The sequence below is a fragment of the Moritella sp. JT01 genome (assembly GCF_001574435.1).
Lineage (GTDB): Bacteria > Pseudomonadota > Gammaproteobacteria > Enterobacterales > Moritellaceae > Moritella.
The window spans coordinates 45,632-71,203 of record NZ_LOCN01000004.1 but is presented as its reverse complement, the minus strand read 5'-3'; the positions used below and the strand labels follow the sequence as shown (position 1 = coordinate 71,203).

26 protein-coding genes are annotated in these 25,572 nt (G+C 40.9%); 19 read left to right on the top strand and 7 right to left on the bottom strand.

Annotated elements, in window-relative coordinates; genetic code table 11:
* Positions 1 to 37 precede the first annotated feature (37 nt).
* The 9 genes from eno (at position 38) to AKG98_RS03850 (ending at position 7,603) form a co-directional block, all read left to right on the top strand.
* Entirely contained in the window at positions 38 to 1,339 is a 1,302-nt protein-coding gene (eno, locus tag AKG98_RS03890) for a phosphopyruvate hydratase (protein WP_067041679.1), read from the top strand.
* 125 nt (positions 1,340 to 1,464) lie between these two features.
* On the top strand, positions 1,465 to 1,743 hold the full coding sequence (gene ftsB, locus AKG98_RS22125) for a cell division protein FtsB (protein ID WP_067041676.1): 279 nt from the start codon (positions 1,465 to 1,467) through the stop codon (positions 1,741 to 1,743).
* Positions 1,744 to 1,752: 9 nt separating this feature from the next.
* Positions 1,753 to 2,445, top strand: a complete 693-nt coding sequence (ispD, locus tag AKG98_RS03880) for a 2-C-methyl-D-erythritol 4-phosphate cytidylyltransferase (RefSeq protein WP_067041674.1) — start codon at positions 1,753 to 1,755, stop codon at positions 2,443 to 2,445.
* A 12-nt stretch (positions 2,446 to 2,457) separates the two neighbouring features.
* Positions 2,458 to 2,937 (top strand): 2-C-methyl-D-erythritol 2,4-cyclodiphosphate synthase, encoded by a 480-nt coding sequence (gene ispF / locus AKG98_RS03875; protein WP_067041671.1) that lies wholly within the window; start codon positions 2,458 to 2,460, stop codon positions 2,935 to 2,937.
* Positions 2,938 to 2,984: 47 nt separating this feature from the next.
* The gene (gene truD, locus AKG98_RS03870; RefSeq protein ID WP_067042026.1) at positions 2,985 to 4,040 is read left to right on the top strand and encodes a tRNA pseudouridine(13) synthase TruD; all 1,056 of its coding nucleotides are present in this window, start codon (positions 2,985 to 2,987) and stop codon (positions 4,038 to 4,040) included.
* On the top strand, positions 4,037 to 4,678 hold the full coding sequence (locus AKG98_RS03865; protein WP_067041668.1) for a protein-L-isoaspartate(D-aspartate) O-methyltransferase: 642 nt from the start codon (positions 4,037 to 4,039) through the stop codon (positions 4,676 to 4,678). Before truD ends, AKG98_RS03865 begins: the two co-directional genes overlap by 4 nt.
* 118 nt (positions 4,679 to 4,796) lie before the next feature.
* Entirely contained in the window at positions 4,797 to 5,723 is a 927-nt protein-coding gene (locus tag AKG98_RS03860; RefSeq protein WP_228140198.1) for a peptidoglycan DD-metalloendopeptidase family protein, read from the top strand.
* Between the two features lie 69 nt (positions 5,724 to 5,792).
* The gene (rpoS, locus tag AKG98_RS03855; RefSeq protein WP_067041658.1) at positions 5,793 to 6,752 is read left to right on the top strand and encodes an RNA polymerase sigma factor RpoS; all 960 of its coding nucleotides are present in this window, start codon (positions 5,793 to 5,795) and stop codon (positions 6,750 to 6,752) included.
* Positions 6,753 to 6,922: 170 nt separating this feature from the next.
* Complete coding sequence (locus AKG98_RS03850; protein ID WP_067041656.1) at positions 6,923 to 7,603, top strand: RNA polymerase subunit sigma; 681 nt, start codon at positions 6,923 to 6,925, stop codon at positions 7,601 to 7,603.
* A 9-nt stretch (positions 7,604 to 7,612) separates the two neighbouring features.
* On the opposite strand, the gene mutS is transcribed toward AKG98_RS03850, so the two are convergent.
* Positions 7,613 to 10,183, bottom strand: coding sequence for a DNA mismatch repair protein MutS (gene mutS / locus AKG98_RS03845; protein ID WP_067041653.1), 2,571 nt, complete (start codon positions 10,181 to 10,183; stop codon positions 7,613 to 7,615).
* A 178-nt stretch (positions 10,184 to 10,361) separates the two neighbouring features.
* On the opposite strand from mutS, the gene recA reads away from it, so the two are divergent.
* Positions 10,362 to 11,426 carry a recombinase RecA gene (gene recA, locus AKG98_RS03840; protein ID WP_198155398.1) on the top strand — a complete coding sequence of 355 codons (1,065 nt, stop codon included), beginning with the start codon at positions 10,362 to 10,364 and terminating at the stop codon, positions 11,424 to 11,426.
* A 68-nt stretch (positions 11,427 to 11,494) separates the two neighbouring features.
* On the opposite strand, the gene AKG98_RS03835 is transcribed toward recA, so the two are convergent.
* Positions 11,495 to 12,103, bottom strand: coding sequence for a PepSY domain-containing protein (locus AKG98_RS03835; RefSeq protein ID WP_067041647.1), 609 nt, complete (start codon positions 12,101 to 12,103; stop codon positions 11,495 to 11,497).
* A 263-nt stretch (positions 12,104 to 12,366) separates the two neighbouring features.
* Complete coding sequence (traF, locus tag AKG98_RS03830) at positions 12,367 to 13,671, bottom strand: conjugal transfer protein TraF (RefSeq protein ID WP_067041644.1); 1,305 nt, start codon at positions 13,669 to 13,671, stop codon at positions 12,367 to 12,369.
* Positions 13,672 to 14,223: 552 nt separating this feature from the next.
* Here traF and AKG98_RS03825 point away from each other — a divergent pair.
* Together AKG98_RS03825 and AKG98_RS03815 are read left to right on the top strand one after the other, a co-directional pair.
* Positions 14,224 to 14,808 carry a YjaG family protein gene (locus AKG98_RS03825; protein ID WP_067041641.1) on the top strand — a complete coding sequence of 195 codons (585 nt, stop codon included), beginning with the start codon at positions 14,224 to 14,226 and terminating at the stop codon, positions 14,806 to 14,808.
* A gap of 254 nt (positions 14,809 to 15,062) precedes the next feature.
* A complete protein-coding gene (locus AKG98_RS03815) occupies positions 15,063 to 15,347 on the top strand; it encodes an HU family DNA-binding protein (protein ID WP_045108909.1) in 285 nt (94 codons plus the stop codon).
* A 97-nt stretch (positions 15,348 to 15,444) separates the two neighbouring features.
* Here AKG98_RS03815 and AKG98_RS03810 read toward each other — a convergent pair whose 3' ends face one another.
* Positions 15,445 to 16,737 (bottom strand): HlyC/CorC family transporter, encoded by a 1,293-nt coding sequence (locus AKG98_RS03810; protein WP_067041636.1) that lies wholly within the window; start codon positions 16,735 to 16,737, stop codon positions 15,445 to 15,447.
* Positions 16,738 to 16,803: 66 nt separating this feature from the next.
* The gene (locus AKG98_RS03805; RefSeq protein ID WP_067041633.1) at positions 16,804 to 17,595 is read right to left on the bottom strand and encodes an inner membrane protein YpjD; all 792 of its coding nucleotides are present in this window, start codon (positions 17,593 to 17,595) and stop codon (positions 16,804 to 16,806) included.
* Between the two features lie 218 nt (positions 17,596 to 17,813).
* Between AKG98_RS03805 and ffh the strand changes: the two genes are divergently transcribed.
* The 5 genes from ffh to rplS all read left to right on the top strand — a co-directional run bounded on the left by ffh (position 17,814) and on the right by rplS (position 21,492).
* The gene (gene ffh / locus AKG98_RS03800) at positions 17,814 to 19,214 is read left to right on the top strand and encodes a signal recognition particle protein (protein WP_067041630.1); all 1,401 of its coding nucleotides are present in this window, start codon (positions 17,814 to 17,816) and stop codon (positions 19,212 to 19,214) included.
* A gap of 311 nt (positions 19,215 to 19,525) precedes the next feature.
* Positions 19,526 to 19,774, top strand: coding sequence for a 30S ribosomal protein S16 (gene rpsP, locus AKG98_RS03795; protein ID WP_006033748.1), 249 nt, complete (start codon positions 19,526 to 19,528; stop codon positions 19,772 to 19,774).
* 23 nt (positions 19,775 to 19,797) lie between these two features.
* Entirely contained in the window at positions 19,798 to 20,325 is a 528-nt protein-coding gene (gene rimM / locus AKG98_RS03790) for a ribosome maturation factor RimM (RefSeq protein ID WP_067041627.1), read from the top strand.
* Between the two features lie 24 nt (positions 20,326 to 20,349).
* The gene (trmD, locus tag AKG98_RS03785; protein WP_067041624.1) at positions 20,350 to 21,096 is read left to right on the top strand and encodes a tRNA (guanosine(37)-N1)-methyltransferase TrmD; all 747 of its coding nucleotides are present in this window, start codon (positions 20,350 to 20,352) and stop codon (positions 21,094 to 21,096) included.
* 30 nt (positions 21,097 to 21,126) lie between these two features.
* A complete protein-coding gene (gene rplS / locus AKG98_RS03780) occupies positions 21,127 to 21,492 on the top strand; it encodes a 50S ribosomal protein L19 (RefSeq protein ID WP_006033745.1) in 366 nt (121 codons plus the stop codon).
* A gap of 83 nt (positions 21,493 to 21,575) precedes the next feature.
* Here rplS and mutH read toward each other — a convergent pair whose 3' ends face one another.
* Positions 21,576 to 22,253, bottom strand: a complete 678-nt coding sequence (mutH, locus tag AKG98_RS03775) for a DNA mismatch repair endonuclease MutH (RefSeq protein WP_067041621.1) — start codon at positions 22,251 to 22,253, stop codon at positions 21,576 to 21,578.
* A 704-nt stretch (positions 22,254 to 22,957) separates the two neighbouring features.
* On the opposite strand from mutH, the gene rppH reads away from it, so the two are divergent.
* Positions 22,958 to 23,464, top strand: coding sequence for an RNA pyrophosphohydrolase (gene rppH, locus AKG98_RS03770; RefSeq protein WP_045108918.1), 507 nt, complete (start codon positions 22,958 to 22,960; stop codon positions 23,462 to 23,464).
* A gap of 296 nt (positions 23,465 to 23,760) precedes the next feature.
* Entirely contained in the window at positions 23,761 to 24,576 is an 816-nt protein-coding gene (lgt, locus tag AKG98_RS03765) for a prolipoprotein diacylglyceryl transferase (protein WP_067041618.1), read from the top strand.
* A gap of 80 nt (positions 24,577 to 24,656) precedes the next feature.
* Here the strand turns inward: lgt and AKG98_RS03760 are convergent, their stop codons facing one another.
* The gene (locus tag AKG98_RS03760) at positions 24,657 to 25,508 is read right to left on the bottom strand and encodes a thymidylate synthase (protein ID WP_045108920.1); all 852 of its coding nucleotides are present in this window, start codon (positions 25,506 to 25,508) and stop codon (positions 24,657 to 24,659) included.
* Between the last annotated feature and the right edge of the window lie 64 nt (positions 25,509 to 25,572).

Here is a 25,572-nt window from a genome sequence, read left to right as displayed (position 1 = left end):
CGGCATACTTAAATTTTTAATAGTTAAGGAAATAAAAATGTCTAAGATCGTTAAAATTATTGGTCGCGAAATCATGGATTCACGTGGTAATCCTACTGTTGAAGCTGAAGTTCACCTAGACGGTGGTTTCATCGGTATGGCACCTGCTCCATCTGGCGCTTCTACTGGTTCACGCGAAGCACTTGAATTACGTGATGGCGACAAAACGCGCTTTTTAGGTAAAGGTGTGCTTAAAGCTGTAGCTGCAATCAATGGCCCTATCGCTGAAGCGCTAATGGGTAAAGATGCAACTGATCAAGCTGTAATCGACCAAATTATGATCGATCTAGACGGCACTGAAAACAAAGCTCAATTCGGTGCTAACGCTATCCTTGCTGTGTCTCTGGCTAACGCTAAAGCGGCTGCATCTGCAAAAGGTTTACCACTATACGCTCACATCGCTGAGTTAAACGGTACGCCTGGTCAATACTCTATGCCTTTACCTATGATGAACATCATCAACGGTGGCGAGCACGCTGATAACAACGTAGACATTCAAGAGTTTATGATCCAACCTGTTGGCGCTAAAACTTTTAAAGAAGCAGTACGTATCGGTGCTGAAGTATTCCACAACCTAGCTAAAGTACTTAAGTCTAAAGGCCTAAGCACTGCCGTTGGTGACGAAGGTGGTTTCGCTCCTAACCTAGAATCAAATGCTGCTGCACTCGCTGCAATTGAAGAAGCTGTTAAAGCGGCTGGTTATGAAATGGGTAAAGACGTTACACTTGCTATGGATTGTGCTGCTTCTGAGTTTTATAACAAAGAAGAAGGTATCTACGATCTTAAAGGCGAAGGTAAGAAATTTACTGCTGAAGAGTTTAACCACTATCTTGCTGGTCTTGTTGATCAATACCCAATCGTATCGATTGAAGATGGTCTAGATGAATCTGATTGGGCTGGTTTCAAACACCAGACTGAACTACTGGGTGACAAGATCCAATTAGTTGGTGATGATTTATTCGTGACTAATACTAAGATTTTGACACGTGGTATTGAAGAAGGTATTACTAACTCAATCTTAATCAAATTCAACCAAATTGGTACACTAACTGAAACGTTAGCTGCAATCAAAATGGCGAAAGACGCAGGCTTTACAGCTGTAATCTCTCACCGTTCTGGTGAAACTGAAGATGCAACGATTGCTGACCTTGCTGTTGGTACATGTGCTGGCCAAATCAAAACGGGCTCTATGAGCCGTTCTGATCGTGTTGCTAAGTACAACCAACTAATCCGTATCGAAGAAGCGCTAGGTGAAGCTGCTCCTTTCCACGGTCTTAAAGAGGTTAAGGGTCAAGCTTAATTTGCTTAACTGTTAATTCTGAATAGATTAAAAAACCCGCTTTTTAGCGGGTTTTTTTTATGTATACGCTAACCAAACTCTGCATTATATGTGACAATAACTGATTCATTTACGGGATGATTGTCATGCGCCTTCTTTATTTTGTATTAATCTCCATACTCAGCTTGCTGATCTATCATTTTATTGCCGGTAATAACGGGGTGATGGATTACACACGTATCGAACGTGAAGTCATCGTCCAGCAAACGAATAATCAAGTTTTAATCGATCGTAATACCGCGTTAAAAAATGAGATCTTAGATTTACGCAATGGGTATGATGCGATAGAAGAGCGTACCCGTAATGAACTTGGCATGATTAAAGAAGGTGAGACCTTCTACCGTATTATTAATGATGATAACTAGGTTAGCGAGATGACTGAACAATTTATTGCGGTTGTCCCAGCCGCTGGCGTCGGCGCCAGAATGGGCGCGAGTATACCCAAGCAATATTTGATGCTGCAAGGTAAAACCGTAATAGAACACACGTTAACGGCGTTGTTAAGTCACCCTCGTATTGCGCAAGTCGTTGTTGCACTCGGTCCGGAAGATGGCTGGTTTACTGATATTGCTATCGCCAACGATCCGGCAATTATTCGTGTGAATGGCGGTAAAGAGCGTGCAGATTCGGTACTCGCGGGATTACAGGCTTGTCAGTCGTATAATTGGGTCCTGGTACATGATGCCGCACGGCCTTGTCTTACTCATGCTGATGTGGACAGTCTGATTGCTGGCGCACTGGCATCTGAACATGGTGCTATTCTAGGGTGTCAGGTTCGCGATACAATGAAACGTACTGATGCTAATGGTCATATTATTGCGACGGTCGAGCGTGATTTATTATGGCATGCGTTAACACCACAAATGTTTCCCGTTAAATTGTTAACCGATGCGTTAACAGCGGGATTAGCGGATAATGCGAATATTACCGATGAGGCTTCAGCCATTGAACGATTAGGTTTAATGCCCAAAATGGTCGTTGGTCGCGCGGATAATATTAAAATTACACGCCCAGAAGACATGCCGTTAGCAACATTGTATCTACAACAGTCAGTGAATAATAAATAGGGAAAATATTTAATGTTTAGAATTGGTCATGGTTTTGATGTGCACAAATTTGGTAATGCTGGCCCTGTTATGATTAACGGTGTCGCGATCCCTTATGAACAAGGTTTTCTGGCTCACTCAGATGGTGATGTGGCGTTACATGCGATTTGCGATGCGCTACTTGGTGCTTTAGCGCTTGGTGATATTGGCCATCATTTTCCAGATACTTCGGCGGAATTCGAAAATATTGATAGCCGTATTCTATTACGCGATGTGTTTAGTAAAGTCAAAGAACTGGGTTATCGCATTGGTAATTTAGACGTCACCATTATTGCTCAAGCACCTAAAATTGCCCCGCATATTCAAGCAATGCGTGCAGTATTAAGCACGGATCTTGAAACTGAATTGTCAGCGGTGAATGTGAAAGCAACCACCACTGAAAAACTCGGATTCACTGGTCGTAAAGAAGGCGTGGCATGCGAAGCTGTCGTGCTGTTAATGAAAAATACATAATAAGTGAACATAAATTAATGCAAACTAATCCTAATGCGGAGACATCAATGCTTCCTGAATTTGAATATTTATATGGCAAACCTAACGTAACTGGTTTTATTAAGCAGGAAGCTGCCGATTTTGTGGTTATTGAAGACCTAGGTTTTGAATTAACGGGTGAAGGTGAGCACATCTTTATTTCCATCCGTAAAATAGGTGAAAATACCCAATATGTTGCTCGTGCATTAGCCAAAGCAGCAGGTGTTTCAGGCAAGGATGTGAGTTATGCAGGGCTTAAAGATCGTCATGCTATTACTGAACAATGGTTTGGTATTCATATGGCGGGTAAAGAAACCCCCGATTTTTCTGTGATTGAAACAGCGCAGATTAAAGTATTAAAAATTGTTCGTCATAACAAAAAGTTACGTACTGGTGCATTAAAAGGTAATCAATTTACATTAAAATTAACGGGCCTAAGCAGTACCGATGGATTAGCCGAGCGTTTAGAAAAAGTTAAAACCACTGGCGTGCCAAACTATTTCGGTGAACAGCGATTTGGTCAAAACGGTAATAACATTGTGCGCGCACAAGCGATGTTTGCGGGTGAAAAAGTAAAAGATCGTAATAAGCGTAGTTTTTATATTTCAGCTGCACGTAGTTTGATATTCAATCACGTTGTCAGTGAACGAATTAAACAAGGTAGATGGCAAACTGCAATGTCAGGTGATTGCTTTATTTTACAGGGTTCTAATTCATTTTTTGCGGAAGAAACCTTAACTGACGACATTATTGAACGTGTTGCCCAAGGCGCGCTACAACTATCGGCACCACTCGTTGGTAAAGGTAACAGCAGTGCGACGAACGAAGCGCTAGCATTTGAAAGCAGCATCATTACGCAATATCCAGAATTGCTTGAAGGCTTAAGTGCAGCGGGCCTACGTCAAGAGCGTAAAGCGTTAATATTACGTCCTCAAAACTTTAGCTACCAGTTAGCTGAAGATAGTCTAACAGTAAGTTTCTATCTGCCATCGGGTTGTTTTGCGACAAGTATTGTACGTGAATTGATTGAAGAAAAAGTCGTTATTCGTCATTTTGACCAAGCGCCAACATCAGGAACCGTATGATTGAATTGGGTAATACAGGAGTAGCAGGGCAGCGTATAAAAGCGCTGCTTGAAGAACAAGGAATTCGAGAACCGAGCGTGTTAGTGGCAATGCAGAATACACCTCGAAACTATTTTGTTGAAGAAGCGCTGGCGTTACAGGCATGGGGGAATCAGGCCTTACCAATTGGGGCTGGGCAAACCATCTCTCAGCCTTACATAGTCGCTAGAATGACAGAACTGTTATTGCAAACTAAGCCAACCAAAGTATTGGAAATAGGGACGGGTTCTGGTTATCAAACGGCTATTTTAGCGCAGGTATTTCCACAGGTCTATTCGGTGGAACGGATCCAAGCGTTGCAATGGCAAGCGAAGCGTCGGTTAAAGAATCTCGATCTGTATAACGTGATGATGAAATACGGTGATGGTTGGCAAGGTTGGCAAAGCAAAGGCCCTTTCGATGCTATTATCGTGACTGCTGCCCCCGCATCTGTACCACAAGCATTGCTGACGCAACTGGTTGATGGCGGGCAACTAATTTTACCATTAGGTGTCGAATCTCAGGTGTTGCAAGTGATCACGCGTAATGGTGATACTTATACCAGTCAAAACATTGAACATGTCAGGTTTGTGCCATTAATTATCGGCGATTTAGCGTGAAGATGTTTTTACTAGGCTTGAAGAGTATGGCATTTTTACCGTTTGTTATTGGCCGTGGCGTTGCCGTTCTTGCTATTTTACTGAGCATTTAAATAATGAGATTAGGGAGAATTAAGCGGTGACCATCAGCAGCAGGCATTTATGCAATATACGCCGATACCATTTATGGCCTCGTATCGTTATTGTATTCTTTTTAGTTCAGTTAGCTGGTTGTTCTACTGCTAATCATAGTCCTGCACCCGTCACGAGTGTTCAGGGTTATAAAACAGAGTTAAAATCAAGTATTAGTACGTCCACGTATCGCGTTAAAAAAGGGGATACCTTATATGCAATTGCATGGCGTAGTAATCAAGATTTCAAGCATCTCGCGGCATTAAATAAGATCCCTAAATCGTTTCAAATTTATCCTGGGCAGCTACTTAAGCTAAAAGGAAAAATTCCGGCAAAATCTTATAGAAAGCCAAAACCAGTGACTGTGGCTAAAACTAAAAAAACGAAAGCAAGTACGACTAAAACCAGTGTTAAAGCGCCCACTAGGCCATTAGTTAAACCGACGCCGATAAAAACAGTTACGGCTAAAGTGACTCCACCGGTAAAAGTTAAAGTGCCAGTGAAAGCAAAACCGGTTGTTGCCAAAGTATCGAAACCGAAAACGGTCGTTAGTAACAATAAATTATCATGGGCATGGCCTGCATCAGGCAAATTAATTAGCACCTATTCCAACAGCAAGTCGGGACAACAAGGGGTTAACATTGGTGGTTCATTAGGCCGTAACGTACTGGCTTCTGAAGCTGGCCGAGTTGTTTATTCTGGTAATGGTCTGCGTGGTTATGGCAACCTTATTATCATTAAACACAACGATGATTATTTAAGTGCTTATGCTTATAATCAAAAATTATTAGTAAAAGAACAGCAATGGGTTAAAGCCGGACAGAAGATCGCAAGTATGGGCAACACCGGCCCTAATGCGGGTGCTGAGCTGTATTTCGAAATTCGTTATCGTGGTAAACCTGTTAACCCGATGCGTTACTTGCCCAAGCGTTAAGCCCGACCGAAAGTTGTTTATTAGGCTAATCTTAATAGGCTATTTACTTCAGTCAGGAGCCTATACCTAATGAGCAAGATAACTGATGCAGATAAGTTAGACGTTAAAGATCATGATGTATCTGAAAACGATAAAAAAGCAAAGCCAGGGATGGATATACTTAACGATGAACACATTATCCCTAACGATGCGAAAAGCTTAGATGCAACGCAGCTTTATCTTGGGGAAATCGGTTTTTCACCGTTATTAACCGCAGAAGAAGAAGTTTTTTATGCCCGCCGAGCGCTACGTGGTGATGCCAGTTCACGAAAACGCATGATCGAGAGTAATCTGCGTTTAGTTGTTAAGATTGCCAGGCGTTATAATAACCGTGGTTTAGCCTTACTTGATTTAATTGAAGAGGGTAATCTTGGATTGATTCGCGCGGTCGAAAAATTCGATCCCGAACGGGGCTTTCGTTTCTCTACTTATGCAACATGGTGGATCCGGCAAACGATTGAACGGGCCATCATGAACCAAACCCGCACTATACGTTTACCCATCCATGTCGTTAAAGAACTTAATGTTTATCTTCGTGCAGCACGTGAACTGGCCCATGAGTTAGAGCATGAACCGACAGCCGAGGACATTGCGGAAAAGTTAGATAAACCGGTTGCCGATGTTAGTAAAATGCTGCGTTTAAATGAGCGTATTAGCTCTGTAGATACGCCTATAGGAGGCGATTCAGAGAAAGCATTATTGGATATTATTTCGGATGATAAAGGCGATGGTCCTGAGCGCTGCACGCAGAACGACGATATTAAGTTTAGTATTGTGCGTTGGCTTGAAGAGTTGAACCCAAAACAACGCGAAGTATTGGCTAGGCGTTTTGGCTTACTCGGCTATGATGCCTCGACACTCGAGGATGTTGGTCGTGAAATTGGCTTAACCCGTGAACGCGTTCGTCAAATTCAAGTGGAAGCATTACGACGTTTGCGGGAGTTATTAGCACAGCAAGGACTCTCTGTTGAAGCATTGTTCAGGTTATAAAGTACTGCTAAACGACCTTATTGAGTTGTTAATCATTAAGCTATTCCCTAGTCTTAGTTATTAACACTTTAATCAACCTTTAGTCTGATTTTATTAAAATCAGTCATCTTCTTTATTTTTTTCTAGTATCTTGATAACTCTCTGTAAACAAGGATTGTTTAAGGACGGTTATGTTATCTATTCATTATTTCATTAAATTATTTTTGACAGTTAGTTTTGTTTTATTTGTCACATCTTGCTCAATACAGCGATTATTTATTAATAGTGATCTTCCTGCCATTGCAAGTGATGCTAAATTGATTGTATTGCCAACAGACATACACGGTTTATCGGGCTTAAGATCAGATAAAGAAACGATTTTTTATGAGTCGTTTAAAACTGCATTTGGTGAGCAAGCAATAGATACCCCCCAGCTTACTGCACGCTTAAAAGAGAAGGGATATGCAGATCTATCCTGGAAAATGAGTCATGCTATGCACCGTCTTGTAACCAAGAGTGACGGTTTTAGTTATACAGATGCGTATCATTCAGCGCTTAATAATGGTGAGGCGGGAAGTAAATTCAGAACACTTGATAATGAACTATATCATTTAAGCCAGTGGTTACAGCAAGCCTATCAACTATCTGCTGTGCCAGAATATATTGCTGTTGCACATATCGATAGTATGGGGGTGTCACAAGCAAGGAATTTGATTAAATATCGGGTGATTGCGGGGATGTATTCTACCCAACGACAGGCGTTAGAGCGGGTGGTTACTTATGTAACAGAAAGCCCAAATAATCATACCGCCATTTTGCATGACTTAGATAATCTGGGCTTTTTGATTTATCGCGAACTATTTAAAATTTGAATGTAGCAATTAGAGTTGTTCTTTTAAACGGTACAAAACATCCAGCGCTTCACGTGGCGTCATATTATCGATATTTAACGCACCGAGTTCGTCGATTACTGGATGATAAACGGGAGTTGCCGCTTCAATGTGTGAGCGTTCACTTGGTATAACGGCTTGGTGTGAGTTTAATTCTAACTCATGCAACTTGATTTTAGCAGCATGAATAACCGTTTTTGGTACGCCTGCTAATGCCGCAACTTGCAAGCCATAACTGCGATCTGCCGCGCCGTCTTGCACTGCGTGCATAAATACGATCGAGTCACCGTGCTCAACCGCATCGAGATGCACATTGACTAAACTTGGGTGCTGTTCTGCTAACGTGGTTAGCTCAAAGTAGTGCGTTGCAAAGAGAGTATAAGCCTGAATCTTATTGGTTAGGTATTCTGCACATGCCCAAGCTAATGATAAACCATCGTAAGTACTGGTGCCGCGACCAATTTCATCCATCAATACCAAACTATTCGCCGTCGCATTGTGCAAGATATTCGCTGTCTCGGTCATTTCTACCATGAAGGTCGAGCGACCCGACGCGAGATCATCTGATGCACCAATACGCGTAAAGATACGGTCGATTAATGACGTTGTTACTTGCTCGGCTGGCACGAAACTACCAATGTGTGCCATCAGGGTGATCAAGGCGGTTTGACGCATGTAGGTCGACTTACCACCCATATTAGGACCGGTAATGATCAACATACGACGTTCAGGATTAAGCTGTACAGGATTGGCAATGAAGGGGTCCGTCATTACTTGCTCTACCACCGGATGACGCCCATTAGTAATGTCGATACCCGGTTTGACGCTAATTGTTGGTCGGCAATAATGCAAGGTTTCTGCGCGTTCGGCAAAGTTACATAATACATCAAGTTCAGATAATGCCGCTGCGCTGTCTTGCAGTGCGGGAATATACGGTAACAACTTATCTAATAATTGCTCATAAAGTTGTTTTTCTAGTGCCAGTGATTTTCCTTGGCTACTGAGTACTTTGTCTTCATGTTCTTTTAGTTCTGGGATGATGTAACGTTCGGTGTTTTTTAGCGTTTGACGTCTGATATACGTGGCTGGTACTTGATCAGATTGCAGACGACTGACTTCGATGAAGTAACCGTGTACCCGGTTATAACCGACTTTTAATGTCGGGATGCCAGTTTGTTGTTTTTCGCGTTCTTCTAAGGCTTTCAGGTAATCCGTCGCACCTTTGCTTAGGGCGCGCCATTCATCTAACTCTTGGTTATAACCGGGGGCTATCACGCCGCCGTCACGGATTAATACTGGCGGATTATCGATAACGGCGAATGTCAGTAGCTGTTCCAGTTCACTGAACTCACCCGCTAATTGCTGCAATGAGCTTAGGTGTTCGGCATCGTGTTCTGCTAACAGTGTTTGTAATGCGGGTAACTGCTGGAAGGCATTACGTAAACGCACAAGATCACGAGGGCGTGCAGAGCGTAATGACAAGCGCGCAATGATACGTTCAATATCACCAATGGTACGTAGAACTGGCTGGATATCGTTTAATGCACCCACATCAAGTAAGGATTGAATACTGGATTGGCGTTGTTGCAATACCAAACTGTCACGAATTGGTTGGTGCAACCAACGTTTTAATAGCCGACTGCCCATTGGTGTTGAAGTATGATCAAGTACTTCTGCAAGAGTATTATCAAAACCACCAGATAGGTTTTGGGTCAGTTCTAGGTTACGGCGAGTTGCTGCATCCATGACGACCATTTGTTCGGTTTGTTCAAGTTTGATCGCACGAATATGTGGCAGTGCAGTACGTTGGGTTTCTTTCACATACTGCATCAAACAGCCAGCAGCACATAACGCCACCGGCGAGTTTTCAACCCCAAAACCAATCAGATCTTTAGTGCCAAACTGTTGGCATAAGACGTTGCGGCCGGTTTGTAAATCAAACTCCCATTCAGGGCGGCGACGTAAGCCTTTAAGTTGGTTGATGTGTTGCATGGATTCAAATGATTCGCAATACAACAGCTCTGCAGGGTCGGTACGTTGCAGTTCTGCCAGTAGTGTTTCTTCTGACGTAAATTGATTGATCAGGAAACGGCCACTGCCCATATCGAGTGTGGCATAACCAAAGGTATTGCCATCATGGAATAATGCCGCTAATAAATTGTCATTTTTCTCGGTAAGTAAGGCTTCGTCACTGACAGTGCCAGGTGTCACAATACGTACCACTTTACGTTCTACAGGACCTTTGGATGTTGCAGGATCGCCAATTTGTTCACAGATTGCTACCGATTCACCGCTACGTACTAGCTTTGCTAAATAACCTTCTAATGAATGGTAAGGGATACCAGCCATAGGGATAGGGTTACCATTCGACTTACCACGTTTGGTCAGAGAGATACCTAATAATTGCGACGCTTTTTTGGCATCATCATAAAATAACTCATAAAAATCGCCCATGCGATAAAAGAGTAAGATCTCTGGTTGCTCAGCTTTTAACTTAAAAAATTGCTGCATCATAGGGGTGTGATTGGTTAAGTCTTGAGGTGCAAGAAAGTTAGGTTGCATAGCGGCTCGGTTTGAAAATAATAGTTGCAGCTATAATAACAATGCTAAAGCACGGTGGCGACTGTATTTTTTTGTACGTAAATATGCGCCACTCATAATAATTAAAAAAATATGCGTTTATTGCTTGATACTGTATGAACGAACAGTATACTTATGCCTATAAATTAAATACTCGATTATGCCTCAGGGGAATAAAATGGACGCGAATAAAGAAAAAGCCTTAGCTGCAGCACTTGGACAAATTGAAAAACAATTTGGTAAAGGTTCTATCATGAAGCTAGGTGATAACCGTACCATGGACGTAGAAACTGTTTCTACAGGTTCACTTTCTCTTGATATCGCGTTGGGAGCTGGTGGCTTACCGATGGGGCGTATCGTTGAAATTTATGGTCCTGAATCAAGTGGTAAAACGACGTTAACGTTAGAAGTCATCGCCTCAGCACAACGTGAAGGTAAAGTTTGTGCCTTTATTGATGCTGAGCATGCACTGGATCCGATTTACGCGGGTAAACTGGGTGTTGATGTGAATGAACTATTGATATCACAACCAGATACTGGTGAACAAGCTCTCGAGATCACTGACATGTTAGCCCGCTCTGGTGCCGTCGATATTATCGTGATTGACTCGGTTGCGGCATTAACGCCAAAAGCTGAGATTGAAGGCAACATGGGCGACAGCCACATGGGTCTGCAAGCGCGTATGTTATCGCAAGCAATGCGTAAATTAACGGGTAACTTAAAAACGACCAACACCATGTGTATCTTCATTAACCAAATCCGTATGAAAATTGGTGTGATGTTTGGTTCACCAGAAACCACAACCGGTGGTAACGCCCTTAAATTCTACGCGTCAGTACGTTTAGACATCCGTCGTATTGGTTCGGTTAAAGATGGCGACGAGATCACGGGTAATGAAACGCGTGTTAAAGTTGTGAAAAACAAAATTGCAGCACCGTTTAGACAAGCTGAATTTCAAATTTTATACGGTAAAGGCTTTAACCGTAACGGTGAGTTAGTCGACCTAGGTGTTAAAGAAAAGCTCATTGAAAAAGCGGGCGCTTGGTACTCATACAAGGGTGATAAAATTGGCCAAGGTAAAGCGAAAGCATCACAATACCTTGCTGACAATCCGAAGATTGCTGCTGAAATTGACGGCATGATCCGTGCTAACCTACTGGGTAATAAAGACGAAAAAGTGGCTGAAGTTAAGACGTCTGAAACTGAAACTGAAACAGAATTTTAATTCTGACGTGTTAATTACACTAATATGAATGACAATAAAGGCAGGTATGGCTCACATACCTGCCTTTATTATTTTGTATGTCTCGATGATTTCTTGATCATGACAATACCGGTTAGTGCCATCAATACCAATAATCCCAAGCCGACATACCCAAACCACTGATCGAACGTTTTATTCCCTGTCCAACGTAGATAATGAATGTCATACATGGTATTAAAAATACGACTGTCCGCACCTTGTTGACGTAGGCTTAAGCGCGACCAATCAAACATCAGTTTTACGTCGGTATCCGTAATAGCGATACCATCTTTGTAGTTCAATACTAAGCCATAACGATCTGGATTATGTTTCACCGCGTCTTGTAATAAGTTAATGATGCTTTGGCTATCTGGTTCTGACATATGTTGGTTATTTAGCGGGTTAATATGCTGCCATTTATGGTCTATTTGGACACGGTAATGACTACCTAAGAGGGTTTGGCTTATCGCAATAGCTTGCCACTCTGGTTCAGGAGAAAGTTGTAAAATAGAGGACAGCGGATAGCGGGTTATTTGCAATTGTTCGTAGGCATCTTTATAACCGGGCTTAATTAAAAAAAATGCACCAGTGAACGCCCATAGTGTCACCGGTAGAATTAATAAATAGCCAAGGTAACGATGTAGTTGATAAGTATTCATTGTTGTCTATCTAAGAAAGTGAATATGCTATTTTACGGTTTAATAATAAAAATACCAGTTCAGATGATTGTTACAGCAGTATCTTTATCATCAAACTTGGATCGTTTTTACTATTCGTTACTGATGAATAATTAGCGTGTTGATAAATAACAAAAAAGCACCAATGGAAGGTGCTTTTAACATACATAAATGTAATGTATTGAAATACCTAAATGTTAGCGCTTAGTATGGTGTTTTTTATTTATGTGATAAATATCAATAAATTAAAATTTAGCAGATATTTGCAATACAAAACCGTCGATACCATAGACGGCATCATCACCCGTTGAACGGGCTGAATTAAGTCCGCTATCGTTAAATTCACCATCCTGATAAATACCATAAGCGCCATTTTTACTAACGGTGGCGGCAAGGTCAATATGTACTAGGTCCATCGGAGAGATACCAAAACCGAAGGTGAATAGGTCTTCTCGAACATCATTAAGATCATGGCGAATACCTGCACGTAATTGTACGAAATCAAATAGATTCGCTTCAATACCTGCGCGCGCATAACGTGATTCACTGTTGCTTTCAAACCCTATCGCATCATTTAAATCCATTTCTGCTGTCAGTGTTACGTAATCGTGGTGTAAGGCAAAACCTGCGGTCACGAGTGGTGCTAACGTGAAAATTATTTTCTCATTTTCTTGGTTGATACCTTTGTATGCCGTTGTTTCTACTTCAAAATTTTTCTTTAGCATGTTACGTCCACTGACTGCGACGCGAAAAATATCATAAAAATCAAAGGCAATACCAGCATCGAGATTGAAATGACTTTGCTTATCTAACCCGTCTAGAAAGCCATCTTCAAACTCACGCAGGCCGTCGTCATTAAGTGAAATATCATAACTGTAGGTGTCGATACGTTGATATTTTGGGGATATACCAATCGATACTTTGGCGATTCGGGCATCCCAGTTCATTGATAGTGCTAAACCAAGATCTGAAACCGATACCCCCGCTAGATTCACAGTGCTATCAAGGTCATCTAATGTTTGGTTATTTGCTGAATCAATATCATGTGGACTCACTTTTGCTGTCGCGATACTGGTCATGTAAGAGTTACCAAAAAAGGCGACAGATAATGCACTGCTGGGTAATGCAATCGCGAAACTGGTCCCTACATTCACGCCCATGCGTTGACCATCAAAGTCGCCAAGTGCATTGGCATAAGCTGCCGCCGTGACTGCATTTTTGTTATTATCATAAGCATCTTGCGCTGTTTTTACATTATCTAGCGCACCTAAAAAGGCATCCGATGTTTCGGTTTGTACACCAAAAGAGGTTGGCGCATAACGGGTATGCCCATCATCGCTGTAAGGGATTGCTGGCAGAATAACACCAATATAATCATCTTTGCCTTGACCAAGTAGTGCAGGGTTAACAAAGGCTGCCGTCACAAAATCTGAAGACGCGACCCCTGCGCCACCCATTGCATCATTACGAGCATCAAAATATAGCTGAGAAGCAAAACTCGTTGGTGCGATAGCGCACGTTAGTGCTGAAATAATAAATATACGTTTCATATCAATCCCTGATTTTATGCGGTGCCATGTTTGTTAGACAAGCGTTTATTAGATAAATAATTAATGCGAAAATGTGTTGATTAATCCTTTAATCAACGCGTTATATCGCTTGATGTACCGTTCATGATGTTGGTTGCTTGATGGATCAATATTAGCACTGGATGAGATGAACTTAAGTTTGATGTTAAGTACTAGATTATAAGAATGAATTTGTGATCCTGATCTTTTCAATGTAATTAACGACGATTTAGTTAGATTGGTTTTCTCAGCCTTGTATCTCACTAATATAGCGAGTATAAATAGCTGCACTCACACTGAGATAATCAGTAAAGCAATATAAAAACCTTATCGCGCGGTTTGCTAAAGCGGTAAGTGAAGTAGCAAGGTATGAGGTTGTCTTCTCATGCTTTTGCTCAGCTAATCGATTGCATCATTGTTTTCATGACTGGAAACGGTAGTAAGATGTAGGTATTTGGTTAAATATCACCATCAGATTTAGTTATATTTAACTATTATAGAAAGAATAAAAACAATAAATAAGAGGCTATTTTTGTGCTTGAAGCAAACTATGAACAGCAATTAACGAAATTATTACCTTGGCAGAAAGTGAGTTTTATTGCGTCACTTGCTGAACGCAGCTTTCCTAATTACAAATTATTTTCTGAAGCTTGTGAAACCGGAGATGCGAAGCAGTTCCGCTTATCATTAGATTTGTTTTGGGAATCATTAACGGTTAAAAATAGTAAAATCAATTTTACTATTCAATTTGATCGTTTCGAACCGATTATTCCAAATGTAGACAAATTTGATGTGTATGGTGTTTACCCTGCACTGGATGCTTGTGTGACTTTAAACAGTGCTTTTAATAGTTTAGTAGCCCCAGACCCCGATGTGAACGAAGCTATTAATGCATCGCGAGTATCAATTGGTACTGTTGCAAGTTATTTAGAAGCGTTGGCAGGTGAAGAGCTTGACGACGAGGTTATTTTCGCTGACGAGTTCATGCAAGAAGAGCTTAAATTTCAGCAAGCGGTGTTGGATTTACTCACGGTACAAAAATCACCTGAGAGCATGAAGACGTTACGTCAGTTTGCTAAAAATGATGGTATTTCTAATATTGGTATTACCTTAGATTAATTGGTTGAAATTTCATTTAATAGGCGTCAGCGCTGGTGAGGCGGCGATCGGGAATTAGTTTAAAAAGTATTTCCCCACCTTTTTGATGGTGTTTTTTTGTACATAGAATGGGATTAGTGTGAGCGCCACCCCATTTGTTGATTATTCTCTCAGCAATTGACTTAATTAAGGCGATAAATCCTTTGCGGTCAACGGTTTTTTTGAATACAGTGTTTAACAGTTTAATGTTATTGAATAGTGGAAAGGACATTCTTATGAATAAAACTCAATTAATCGATGCAGTTGCAGCGAAAGCAGATTTAACTAAAGTACAAGCTAAAGCAGCACTAGAAGAGATCCTAAATGCGATCACTGATAGCCTTAAAGAAAAAGAAGCTGTACAGCTAATTGGTTTCGGTACTTTTAAAGTAAGCGAACGTTCAGCACGTATTGGCCGTAACCCACAAACGGGTGAAGAAATTCAAATTTCTGCTGCTACAATTCCTGCATTCGTTGCTGGTAAAGCACTTAAAGATGCAGTTAAAAACGCAAACAAATAAGCATTATCTTTTATTAATTTAAAACGTAATGAAAAAAGCACCTAATTAGGTGCTTTTTTATTATCTGCGGTTTATGTCATTAGAAAATATAAGCTGACTAAGACGTGATTTTAGGCTTATTTTTATCAGTAGGTTGAACGCGAACACGTCGAATGACATTGTTTTCGATTTCGAGTACTTCTAATGGATGGTCCGCAATTTTTAGGCTGATATTTGACTCTGGAATTTCTTCCAAATACTCTAAAATCAAACCATTTAATGTCTTCGGACCATTGGTTGGAAAGTGCCAGTTCATCTCTTTATTAATATCACGCACGTTTGCCGTACCATCAATGATATAACTGCCGTCAGGTTGTTCCTCAATTTCGTCACTCGCTGAAGGTGCCATGGTAGTGGTAAAGTCACCGACAATCTCTTCTAAGATATCTTCGAGTGTCACCAAACCTTGGATGTCACCGTATTCGTCAACAATTAAGCCGATACGCTCTTTTTTACGTTGGAACTTTAATAGTTGCACGTTAAGTGGTGTTGCTTCAGGAATAAAGTACAGCTCTTTTACTGCTCTGAGTAGCGTTGTTTTATCAAACTGTTCTTTCAGTAATAGACGCAATGCATCTCGAGTATGCACAAATCCAACTGCATCATCGATGGTGTCACGGTACAGTAATACCCTTGTGTGTGAAATATTACGTAATTGGCGTAACAAAATCTCCCAATCATCATTAATATCAATCGCGATGATCTCGTTACGCGGCACCATGATGTCATCCACAGTGACTTTTTCAAGGTCGAGAATACTGATCAGCATATCTTGGTGACGCTGAGGGATCATTGCACCTGCTTCATGCACAATGGTACGCAATTCTTCGGAGCTCAGGGCTCCATTGTCATTATGATGGACATTAACGCGCAATAGTCGCAACAGGCCATTAGAAATGATGTTCACCAACCATACCAATGGATAAAACAAGGTTAGCATCGGGCGTAATAGCAATGAGCTTGGAAAGGCGACTTTTTCTGGGTGCAGTGCGGCTAAGGTTTTAGGCGTTACTTCAGCAAAAATAAGGATAACGATCGTTAAAAGACCAGTCGATACGGCTAAACCAAGCGCTTCATTTTCTACAAATAAACGCATACCAATAATCGTTGCGATGGAAGAGGCCAAGATGTTGACTAGATTGTTACCAATAAGAATAAGACCAATCAAACGATCCGGTCTGTTGAGGAGTTTTTCTACACGTTTCGCACCCGTATGGTTATTTTTAACCAGGTGCTTAAGCCTGTAACGATTGAGAGACATCATGCCTGTTTCTGAGCTAGAGAAATAAGCTGATATGAGGATTAAAATAGTCAGGAGACCGAATAAGGTTCCTGTTGATATGTCGTCCAAGTGTTATCCTTTGATTACGCAAGTGTATAGTAATTAATATATGATGGTTATAAGTATGTTTAAGTATTAATGAAGTAGGATCTCTTTTACAAAACGAGAGCCGAAATAGGCTAATGATAGTAGTACAGAGCCAAATAATGTACCAAAAGCAATCTTATTACTACGCCAGCCTTGTTTAAAGTGACCCCACAGCAATACCGAATAAAATAGCCAAGCTAAGATAGATAAAACGGTTTTATGTGCTTGAGAGTGGGTAAAAGCATCTTCAAAAAAGACAAAACTTGTCACTATTGCCACGGATAGCAGTGCTAAGCCGATACTTAATAACCTGATGAGTTGTTTTTCTATGGTCATTAACGATGGCAGTGCTGGGTGCATTGCGATTGGGCGTTTGTGCTTGAGTTGATAATCTAAGTAAGCCATTTGTAGGGCAAGTAAACTCGCTACAATGAAGGCCGCATAGGCAAATAAAATCACGATAATATGGACAACAAGTGGTGTATTATCACTTAAATTGGAAATGTAAATCGTTGGTAACAAATAGCTTATCGCAATGACAATGGTTGAAAAACCATACACGATAGGTAATAAAGGTAATATTTTAAATTTATTGATCGACAGTGTCATGATCATCGAGATCAGCAAACTGATAAGTGCCGCTACATTGACAATGCTCAGGTTAATCCCTGCTGCCGTCACAATATCAAAGCCCATCCAGAATAGATGGCAAAGTGTCGCGCCTGCGCCTAAGGTAAAAATAGTACGTATACTCGCCTGCTGTTTTACAGTTAAGGCTTTAATGCAATGATAAATTGCAGCTATATAGAAAATAATAGCGCCAAGAGCAAACAGTTCCATAGGGCTCACTTTAATGTTGATTTATATGTAATTATGCAGTCCAGTATACGCTTGCTGTACCTATAGAGCTATATTCAAATGCATTATTTGGAAAGGAAAATATTATTTTTTTATAAAACAATACCTAGCCACACCTTGAGAGTGTGATTTTTACCCTCAAATAAGGTTATAATCATCAGTAATAATTGAATTTAATCTAATTTAAAACGGATAACGTCATGTTTGAGAATTTAACCGATCGCTTATCGGCCACGCTGAAAAACGTCAGCGGCCGTGGTCGTTTGACAGAAGATAACGTCAAAGACACACTACGTGAAGTACGCATGGCGTTACTCGAAGCGGATGTAGCTTTACCTGTCGTACGCGAATTTATTAAAAATGTAAAAGAAAATGCCCTAGGCCAAGATGTATCTAAGAGCCTGAATCCAGGGCAAGCCTTCATTAAAATTGTCCAAGCTGAGCTTGAGTCGGCAATGGGTAATGCTAACGAAACATTAAATCTTGCTGCGCAACCGCCTGCAGTATTAATGATGGCTGGTTTACAAGGTGCTGGTAAAACGACCACGGTAGCGAAATTATCACTTTTCTTAAAAGAACGTGAGAAAAAATCTGTATTGGTTGTGAGTGCTGACGTTTACCGTCCTGCGGCAATCAAACAGCTAGAAACATTAGCTGCAGAAGTCGATGTTGAATTTTTCCCAAGTGATATCTCGCAAAAGCCAGTTGATATTGCCAACGCGGCAATCGAATACGCCCGTAAGTCATTTATTGATGTGGTGATTGTCGATACTGCGGGTCGTTTACATGTCGATACTGACATGATGAAAGAGATCCAAGACTTACACGCGGCGATTAATCCTGTTGAAACACTGTTTGTTGTGGATGCGATGACAGGTCAAGATGCGGCAAACACAGCAGCTGCATTTAATGAGACGTTACCATTAACGGGTATTATCTTAACGAAAGCCGATGGTGATGCGCGTGGTGGTGCTGCATTATCTATTCGTCATATTACGGGTAAACCAATTAAGTTTATCGGCATGGGCGAAAAAGTCGATGCATTAGAACCTTTCCATCCAGAACGTATTGCGTCTCGTATTTTGGGTATGGGTGATGTGCTATCACTGATCGAAGAAGTTGAACGTAAAGTAGATAAAGATAAAGCTGCAAAACTAGCGAAAAAAGTTCAGAAAGGCCAAGGCTTTGACTTAGAAGATTTCCGTGACCAGCTTGTGCAAATGAAAAGCATGGGTGGCATGATGGGCATGATGGATAAGTTACCTGGTATGAGTCAGGTTCCTGATGCTGTTAAAGACCAAATGGATGATAAGTTAACTAATCGTATGGAAGCGATTATTAATTCAATGACACCTGCAGAGCGCAAACGTCCAGAGATCATTAAAGGTTCTCGTAAGCGTCGTATCGCGACGGGCTCTGGTACACAGATTCAAGATGTGAATAAGCTGCTTAAACAGTTTACGCAAATGCAAAAGATGATGAAAAAAATGTCGGGTAAAGGCGGCATGAAAAAAATGATGGGTAAAATGAAAGGTATGATGCCACCAGGAATGGGCGGCGGCATGGGTGGTATGGGCGGTGGTAAAGGACCGTTTGGTTAACAACACCGTGGTTTAATTCCTTCCTTATATATGTATTTGATTCCAAGCCCTGCTTATTAATAGCTGGGCTTTTTTATTTCCGCGAGTTTTTACTAATCTGCTTCTGAACTGCGTAATAGCAACATAATGATTGTTTATAGTATAAATAGCGCTAACTAAAGTGGTCATGATACACAATAAGGTTGCTTTTAATTAAAATAAGAGTAAAATTGCGCGACTTCGAATCGTCTCATTCGTGAGTACTATTTGAACACTATGGGGCCTTGTCAGTGCAAGGCCGGAATACACACTTAATTTATAAAGAGGACGATATGGTAACTATTCGTTTATCTCGTGGTGGTTCTAAGAAATCACCTTTCTACACAGTTGTTGTTACAGACAGCCGTAATGCTCGTGATGGTAAATTCATCGAGAAGCTAGGTTTCTTTAATCCAATGGCTGCTGGTCAAGAAGAACGTGTTCGTCTTGACAACGTGAAAATTGAAGCTTGGGTTGCTAAAGGCGCTACAGTTTCTAACACAGTTGCTAAGTTAATCAAAGACGCTGCTAAAGCTGCTTAATTATCTTAAGGTAAGGAGATCTTGTGAGTTCAACTGACAAACCTATGGTAGTTGGTCGTCTTGGTGCTGTTTACGGCATTAAGGGCTGGATGAAAATCAACTCCTTTACCGATATTCCTGAAGGAATCTTTAACTATTCACCTTGGCTCATTGAGCAAAAAGGCGAATGGGTTGAAGTGGCGATTGAAGATTGCAAACGCCATGGCAAAGGTTTAATTGCTAAGTTAGTCGGCATTGATGTTCGTGAAGAAGCGCAGTCCCTTACGGGTGCTGAAATTGCTATTCATGCGGATCAACTTCCAGAATTAGAAGATGAATATTACTGGCGTGACATCATTGGCTGCTCTGTTGAGACAGACAAGGGTTACACGTTAGGTAAAGTCACTGATATGATGGAAACCGGTTCTAACGACGTATTAGTAATTAAAGCGAATGCAACTGATGCCTTCGGAAAAAAAGAACGGTTAATCCCGTATCTTGATGGGCAAGTAATTATCAGTGTTGATATTACCGCTCAAAAAATTATTGTTAATTGGGACCCGAGTTTTTAAGACTCGTTGTCAGCGGAGGCTAGTATGTGGTTAGGGGTTATAAGCCTTTTTCCAGAGATGTTTGATGCCATCACTGAGCAAGGAGTTATCGGTCGAGCAATAAAACGCGATCTGCTTAAGTTCCAAACTTGGAACCCGAGAGATTTTGCCCACGATAAACATAAGACGGTCGATGATCGCCCTTATGGTGGTGGCCCTGGCATGTTGATGATGGTTCAACCATTACGAGATGCTATCCATGCAGCAAAACAGGCAGCAGGTGGTGAGGCGAAAGTTATTTATCTTTCACCGCAAGGACGTAAATTGGATCAAGCTGGCGTACTGGATTTGGCAACAAATGAGAGGATGATTTTTATTTGTGGTCGTTATGAAGGTATTGATGAGCGTATCATCCAATCGGAAGTTGATGAAGAGTGGTCTATCGGTGACTTTGTGTTAACCGGTGGAGAACTTGCCGCAATGACGATGATTGATGCTGTCTCACGCATGATTCCTGGTGTTTTAGGCACTCAGGCATCCGCAGAGCAAGATTCGTTTGCAGATGGTCTGTTAGATTGTCCGCATTATACGCGTCCGGAAGTGTTAGATGGGTTGGCTGTCCCTAAGGTTCTCCTTAGTGGCAATCATAGTAAAATTAGCCAATATAGACAGAAACAGTCTTTAGCTCGAACGTTAGAACGACGACCTGATTTATTAAGTAACCTAGCTCTGACTGATCTGCAAGAGAAAATTCTTGTTGAGATCGTTCGCGAAAGTCGCGAGTTAAAGTAGAGTTTTTCAGTTTATTCTAGGGTATAGAAAATGAGCAACATAATTGCACAGATCGAACAAGAGCAAATGAAAACAGATCTACCAACTTTTGGCCCTGGTGCTACAGTTGTAGTTCAAGTTAAAGTTGTTGAAGGTGACAAATCACGTCTACAGGCTTTTGAAGGCGTAGTTATCGCTAAACGTAACCGTGGTCTGCACTCTGCATTCACTGTACGTAAAATCACTTCAAACGGTGAAGGTGTGGAACGTGTATTCCAAACACATTCTCCAGTGGTAGCAAGCATCACTGTTAAGCGTCACGGCGATGTTCGTCAAGCTAAGCTATACTACCTACGTGGTCTTACTGGTAAAGCTGCACGTATTAAAGAAAAATTGGGTAAGCGTAAAAGCAAATAATCCATTTTTCATGCAGTTTAAGGTCCGTCTTCTGACGGGCCTTTTTTTTGCCTGCGATTTAGCATTTTGATTTCTTAGGTAACTCAGATATTGAAGTGTTTTTTGAGTAACTGATGGGTAAATGCTTTCTTTAGATAAAATCCACGTGGTCGCACCTGAATTATCTCTCCCTCGCTGCCGTAGGCCTTAGTACGTACTTTATTGTTTGCCGCCTTAGGGCGGAGCTGTAGATACTTGCCGTGACGCGCTGTGATCTGTTCTACCTGTCCTAGTGCTATCATATCCATTAACTCTTCCCAATCTTCTTGCAGCTGCATATTCTCAAGTGTATCGGGTTGCCACAGCAGTGGAGAGCCTACGATGCGATCTGCGATCGGAATATCGCGTTCTCCGAGTACTGGAATCCATAACACTTGTTTTAGCTTATTAGCCACATTACAGGTTGACCAAGTAACGCCGTGATTACCGGTTAAAGGCGCAACGCAGACAAAGGTTGTTTCAAGTGGCTTACCTTGTGCATTAATTGGAATAGTTTTTAATTCTACGCCTAACTCAGGGAAGTCTTGAATCGGTTTACTGCCCGCGGTTGCCCCAAGGTGCAGTTCTAAGAGTTGCCCAATCCAGCCTTTTTCTTTACGTAGATCATGAGGCACACTGAGTTGGTGTAATGCGGCTATTTGTTGTAGATTGAATCCGGCAATAGCTTGTGCGCGGTCCATAAGTTCATTGATATTATGGGGTTTGTTAATGAGTGCTGGCATATCAAGTTATTCTTATATCTCAAGGTTTCTACTAGCAGAATAACACTTTTAAATCTAGCTGTTAACGGTCGTTTTTCATACATAACGAGATGTAGATCTCGTTTTTATGTTACGTAGATGTTTCATATGAAATATTGGTCTCAAGTCGTTGTTTTTAGTCGTTTTTTTATTGTGGGTGTTATTTGTGTAGATAATTTAACCCTTTTTTTATTATGTTAAATGGCAATAATATAAACACCTCACAAGGTTATCCACAGAAAAAGTGGATAACTTGCTATTTACCTCCCTATGTTTGTTAATAAATATCGAAAATAGCGATTAACAAGACTACTTAGCTCGGTTTTTATTACTTTTCCACACATGTTATGTGTATAACTGTACATATTGTGGATGAGGAGGGATATTATTGGTATATTGGTGTTTTATTACTCAATCGAGAGTAAGGTAAATGCCTATATATTGGAATTAAAGGTAGAATTCTGTTTTTCATCCCATGTTTTATTTTAAGATATTAAACATACTTGGTTCTCTGTAAAGAAGGGGGTTGTTTCAACAAAGCCGCTTAGAAGTTCTAAATTAGAAAGAAATCGGCGGTATTTTGTCTTTGTAAATGGATCTTTGGTAAAACTGCAGGTGTAAATTTGCTGCTCATTGATTTATATGAAACAATCAAGTTAACTAAGTTCTACCCTTAAGGTGCTAATGTGATTGATAGCGATGGCTATCGTCTTAATGTAGGCATCCTAATTTGTAATCGTGAAGGTCAAGTTTTATGGGCTAAACGTTGTGGGCAACATTCTTGGCAATTTCCGCAAGGTGGTGTAGATAATGGAGAGTCTGCAGAGCAAGCAATGTATCGAGAACTATATGAAGAAGTTGGACTTAAAGCGAAACATGTTTCGATTCTAGCCACTTCTAAAACATGGTTGAAATATAAATTACCAAAGCGATTAGTCAGATGGGATAGCAAACCAGTCTGCATTGGGCAAAAGCAAAAATGGTTTTTACTGCGTCTGGAAGCGGATGACAGTCAAATCGACTTCAAATGCACAGGACATCCCGAATTTGATGATTGGCGTTGGGTCAGTTATTGGTATCCTGTACGTCAGGTTGTATCGTTTAAAAAAGACGTTTATCGTCGTGTTATGAAAGAGTTTGCACCTGTGGCATTACCTTTTTTACGCAAAGACATTAAACGTAAACGACGTTAATGTTAAATAATGCCTGCGCATTGAATTATTATACGATTCAATGCAAAGGCATTACTTATTCACTGCACTTTTCTCTATTCCTGAATTCCAGATTTATCTCTCTCATACTTTGGTTTAATTTATCTTACTTTACCGATTCTGTTGCGGCTAATTCTATGTTGTGGCAAACATTTGGTGTAAGGTGTCTTTTATAAAGAATAACGAATGTATTAATATATAAATGTATGGCTTACGTTATTTTGTAACTTTATTGCCTTAGCATAGGTGATCACTTTCTTTTACTCAGGAACTCAATGATGTCGCAGACATATCTACAATATCCAGAAATTGATCCCATTGCGATCAGTATCGGCCCGATTAATGTTTACTGGTACGGGTTGATGTATTTACTTGGTTTTTTATTTGCTAATTGGATGGGTAATAGACAAGCAGCGAAACCGGGTAGTAGCTGGAATAAAGACGAAGTCGGTGATTTATTATTTTACGGTTTCCTTGGGGTGATCCTTGGTGGTCGTATTGGTTATGTGCTGTTTTATAACTTCGGTTTATTCCTTGATGATCCAATGTATTTATTCCGCATTACGGATGGCGGCATGTCATTCCATGGCGGTCTGATTGGTGTATTGTTAGCATTTGCTTATTTTGGTCGTAAAACCCAGCGTTCATTCTTTGTTATTGCTGATTTCATTGCCCCTATGGTGCCGTTTGGCTTAGCGGCTGGACGTATTGGTAACTTTATCAATGGCGAGTTGTGGGGACGTGTGACAGATGTGCCTTGGGCGATGATCTTCCCCACTGGTGGTGATTTACCGCGTCATCCGAGTCAGTTATATCAGTTTGCAATGGAAGGTGTATTACTGCTTATTATCTTACAAGTATTTGCACGTAAACCACGTCCAGTTGGCGCTATCTCGGGTCTGTTCTTATTCGGTTACGGTATTTTCCGCTTTGTTGCTGAGTACTTCCGTCAACCAGACTCACAACTAGGGTTGTATTTTGATTTGGTTAGTATGGGACAAATTCTATCGACACCGATGATCTTCCTGGGTGCGCTTATTATGTTTATTGCTTATAAGAAGCCAACTTTGTTTGCAGGTAAAATAAATAAATAATTGGTTTACGCAGATAAAGAATGAAAAAGGTGTTAACTAAATTAAGTTAACACCTTTTTATTTTAATAATCTATGTATGTTTACACCGAAAATGGATATTTGATCACATCATGATGCTGATAATCTGTCACCTCGAAATCGTCCAATGTCACCCATGTTTCTAGATCTTCTAGGGTCTTAATTTTTGGATTAATGTGTAATTTCGGCAGTGGTAACGGCTCGCGTTTTAATTGTACGTCACGCATTAATTCTAGCTGATCTTCATATATATGAGCGTTAACAATCTTATGGTATGCCTGACCGGCTTTATGACCAGTGATTTGTGCCACTAACGCTAATAATACATGTACTTGTACCATATTAAAGTTTAGGCCTAGGGGCACGTCACACGAACGTTGAGTACTGTTTAGATATAAGGTATCACCAAGCAGTGAGAAATGGTGGCTGTACATGCAAGGACGTAAACAACCCAGTTCAAATGCACCCGGGTTAAAGAAGGTTAAGATCTCGCCACGGTTATCAATACCGTTTGATAGGTCATCGATGATTTGACGTAGTAGGTCGACTGTACCGCCTTGTGGTTTTACCCAGTTACGTGCGCACGCACCGTACACATAGCCCATGTCGTCTTCACCTTTACGGTGTGGGCTTGCCAACCAAACAGGGTTTTCATTGGCATTGGCATCCCAGGTTTTGGTACCTAATGCACGAAAATCTGCGGCATTATCATAACCACGGATGTAACCAATTATCTCGGCAATGGCTGATTTCCAAAAGCTTTTTCGCGTGGTGACTAATGGAAATACATTATTTGCCACGTCATAAGTGAGATCAGCATTGATCACGGTTAAACAGCGTTTTCCGGTACGTTCATTTTCAACCCACACACCCTGTTCCACGATTCGTGTACATAAATCAAGATACTGTTTCATCGATTACTACCCTATTCTTATGGTTATACATTAATTATTGTGCATTACTTTGCGTGGGCGGGAT

Coding starts and splice junctions, on each gene's coding strand:
- rpoS (WP_067041658.1), top strand. CDS start 5,793: ATGAGCAAGATAACTGATGCAGATAAGTTAGACGTTAAAGATCATGAT.
- mutS (WP_067041653.1), bottom strand. CDS start 10,183: ATGCAACCTAACTTTCTTGCACCTCAAGACTTAACCAATCACACCCCT.
- truD (WP_067042026.1), top strand. CDS start 2,985: ATGCTTCCTGAATTTGAATATTTATATGGCAAACCTAACGTAACTGGT.
- AKG98_RS03850 (WP_067041656.1), top strand. CDS start 6,923: ATGTTATCTATTCATTATTTCATTAAATTATTTTTGACAGTTAGTTTT.
- rpsP (WP_006033748.1), top strand. CDS start 19,526: ATGGTAACTATTCGTTTATCTCGTGGTGGTTCTAAGAAATCACCTTTC.
- rplS (WP_006033745.1), top strand. CDS start 21,127: ATGAGCAACATAATTGCACAGATCGAACAAGAGCAAATGAAAACAGAT.
- trmD (WP_067041624.1), top strand. CDS start 20,350: ATGTGGTTAGGGGTTATAAGCCTTTTTCCAGAGATGTTTGATGCCATC.
- AKG98_RS03805 (WP_067041633.1), bottom strand. CDS start 17,595: ATGGAACTGTTTGCTCTTGGCGCTATTATTTTCTATATAGCTGCAATT.
- mutH (WP_067041621.1), bottom strand. CDS start 22,253: ATGCCAGCACTCATTAACAAACCCCATAATATCAATGAACTTATGGAC.
- ispD (WP_067041674.1), top strand. CDS start 1,753: ATGACTGAACAATTTATTGCGGTTGTCCCAGCCGCTGGCGTCGGCGCC.
- AKG98_RS03835 (WP_067041647.1), bottom strand. CDS start 12,103: ATGAATACTTATCAACTACATCGTTACCTTGGCTATTTATTAATTCTA.
- ispF (WP_067041671.1), top strand. CDS start 2,458: ATGTTTAGAATTGGTCATGGTTTTGATGTGCACAAATTTGGTAATGCT.
- AKG98_RS03815 (WP_045108909.1), top strand. CDS start 15,063: ATGAATAAAACTCAATTAATCGATGCAGTTGCAGCGAAAGCAGATTTA.
- ftsB (WP_067041676.1), top strand. CDS start 1,465: ATGCGCCTTCTTTATTTTGTATTAATCTCCATACTCAGCTTGCTGATC.
- traF (WP_067041644.1), bottom strand. CDS start 13,671: ATGAAACGTATATTTATTATTTCAGCACTAACGTGCGCTATCGCACCA.
- ffh (WP_067041630.1), top strand. CDS start 17,814: ATGTTTGAGAATTTAACCGATCGCTTATCGGCCACGCTGAAAAACGTC.
- AKG98_RS03760 (WP_045108920.1), bottom strand. CDS start 25,508: ATGAAACAGTATCTTGATTTATGTACACGAATCGTGGAACAGGGTGTG.
- eno (WP_067041679.1), top strand. CDS start 38: ATGTCTAAGATCGTTAAAATTATTGGTCGCGAAATCATGGATTCACGT.
- AKG98_RS03865 (WP_067041668.1), top strand. CDS start 4,037: ATGATTGAATTGGGTAATACAGGAGTAGCAGGGCAGCGTATAAAAGCG.
- recA (WP_198155398.1), top strand. CDS start 10,362: ATGCCTCAGGGGAATAAAATGGACGCGAATAAAGAAAAAGCCTTAGCT.
- lgt (WP_067041618.1), top strand. CDS start 23,761: ATGTCGCAGACATATCTACAATATCCAGAAATTGATCCCATTGCGATC.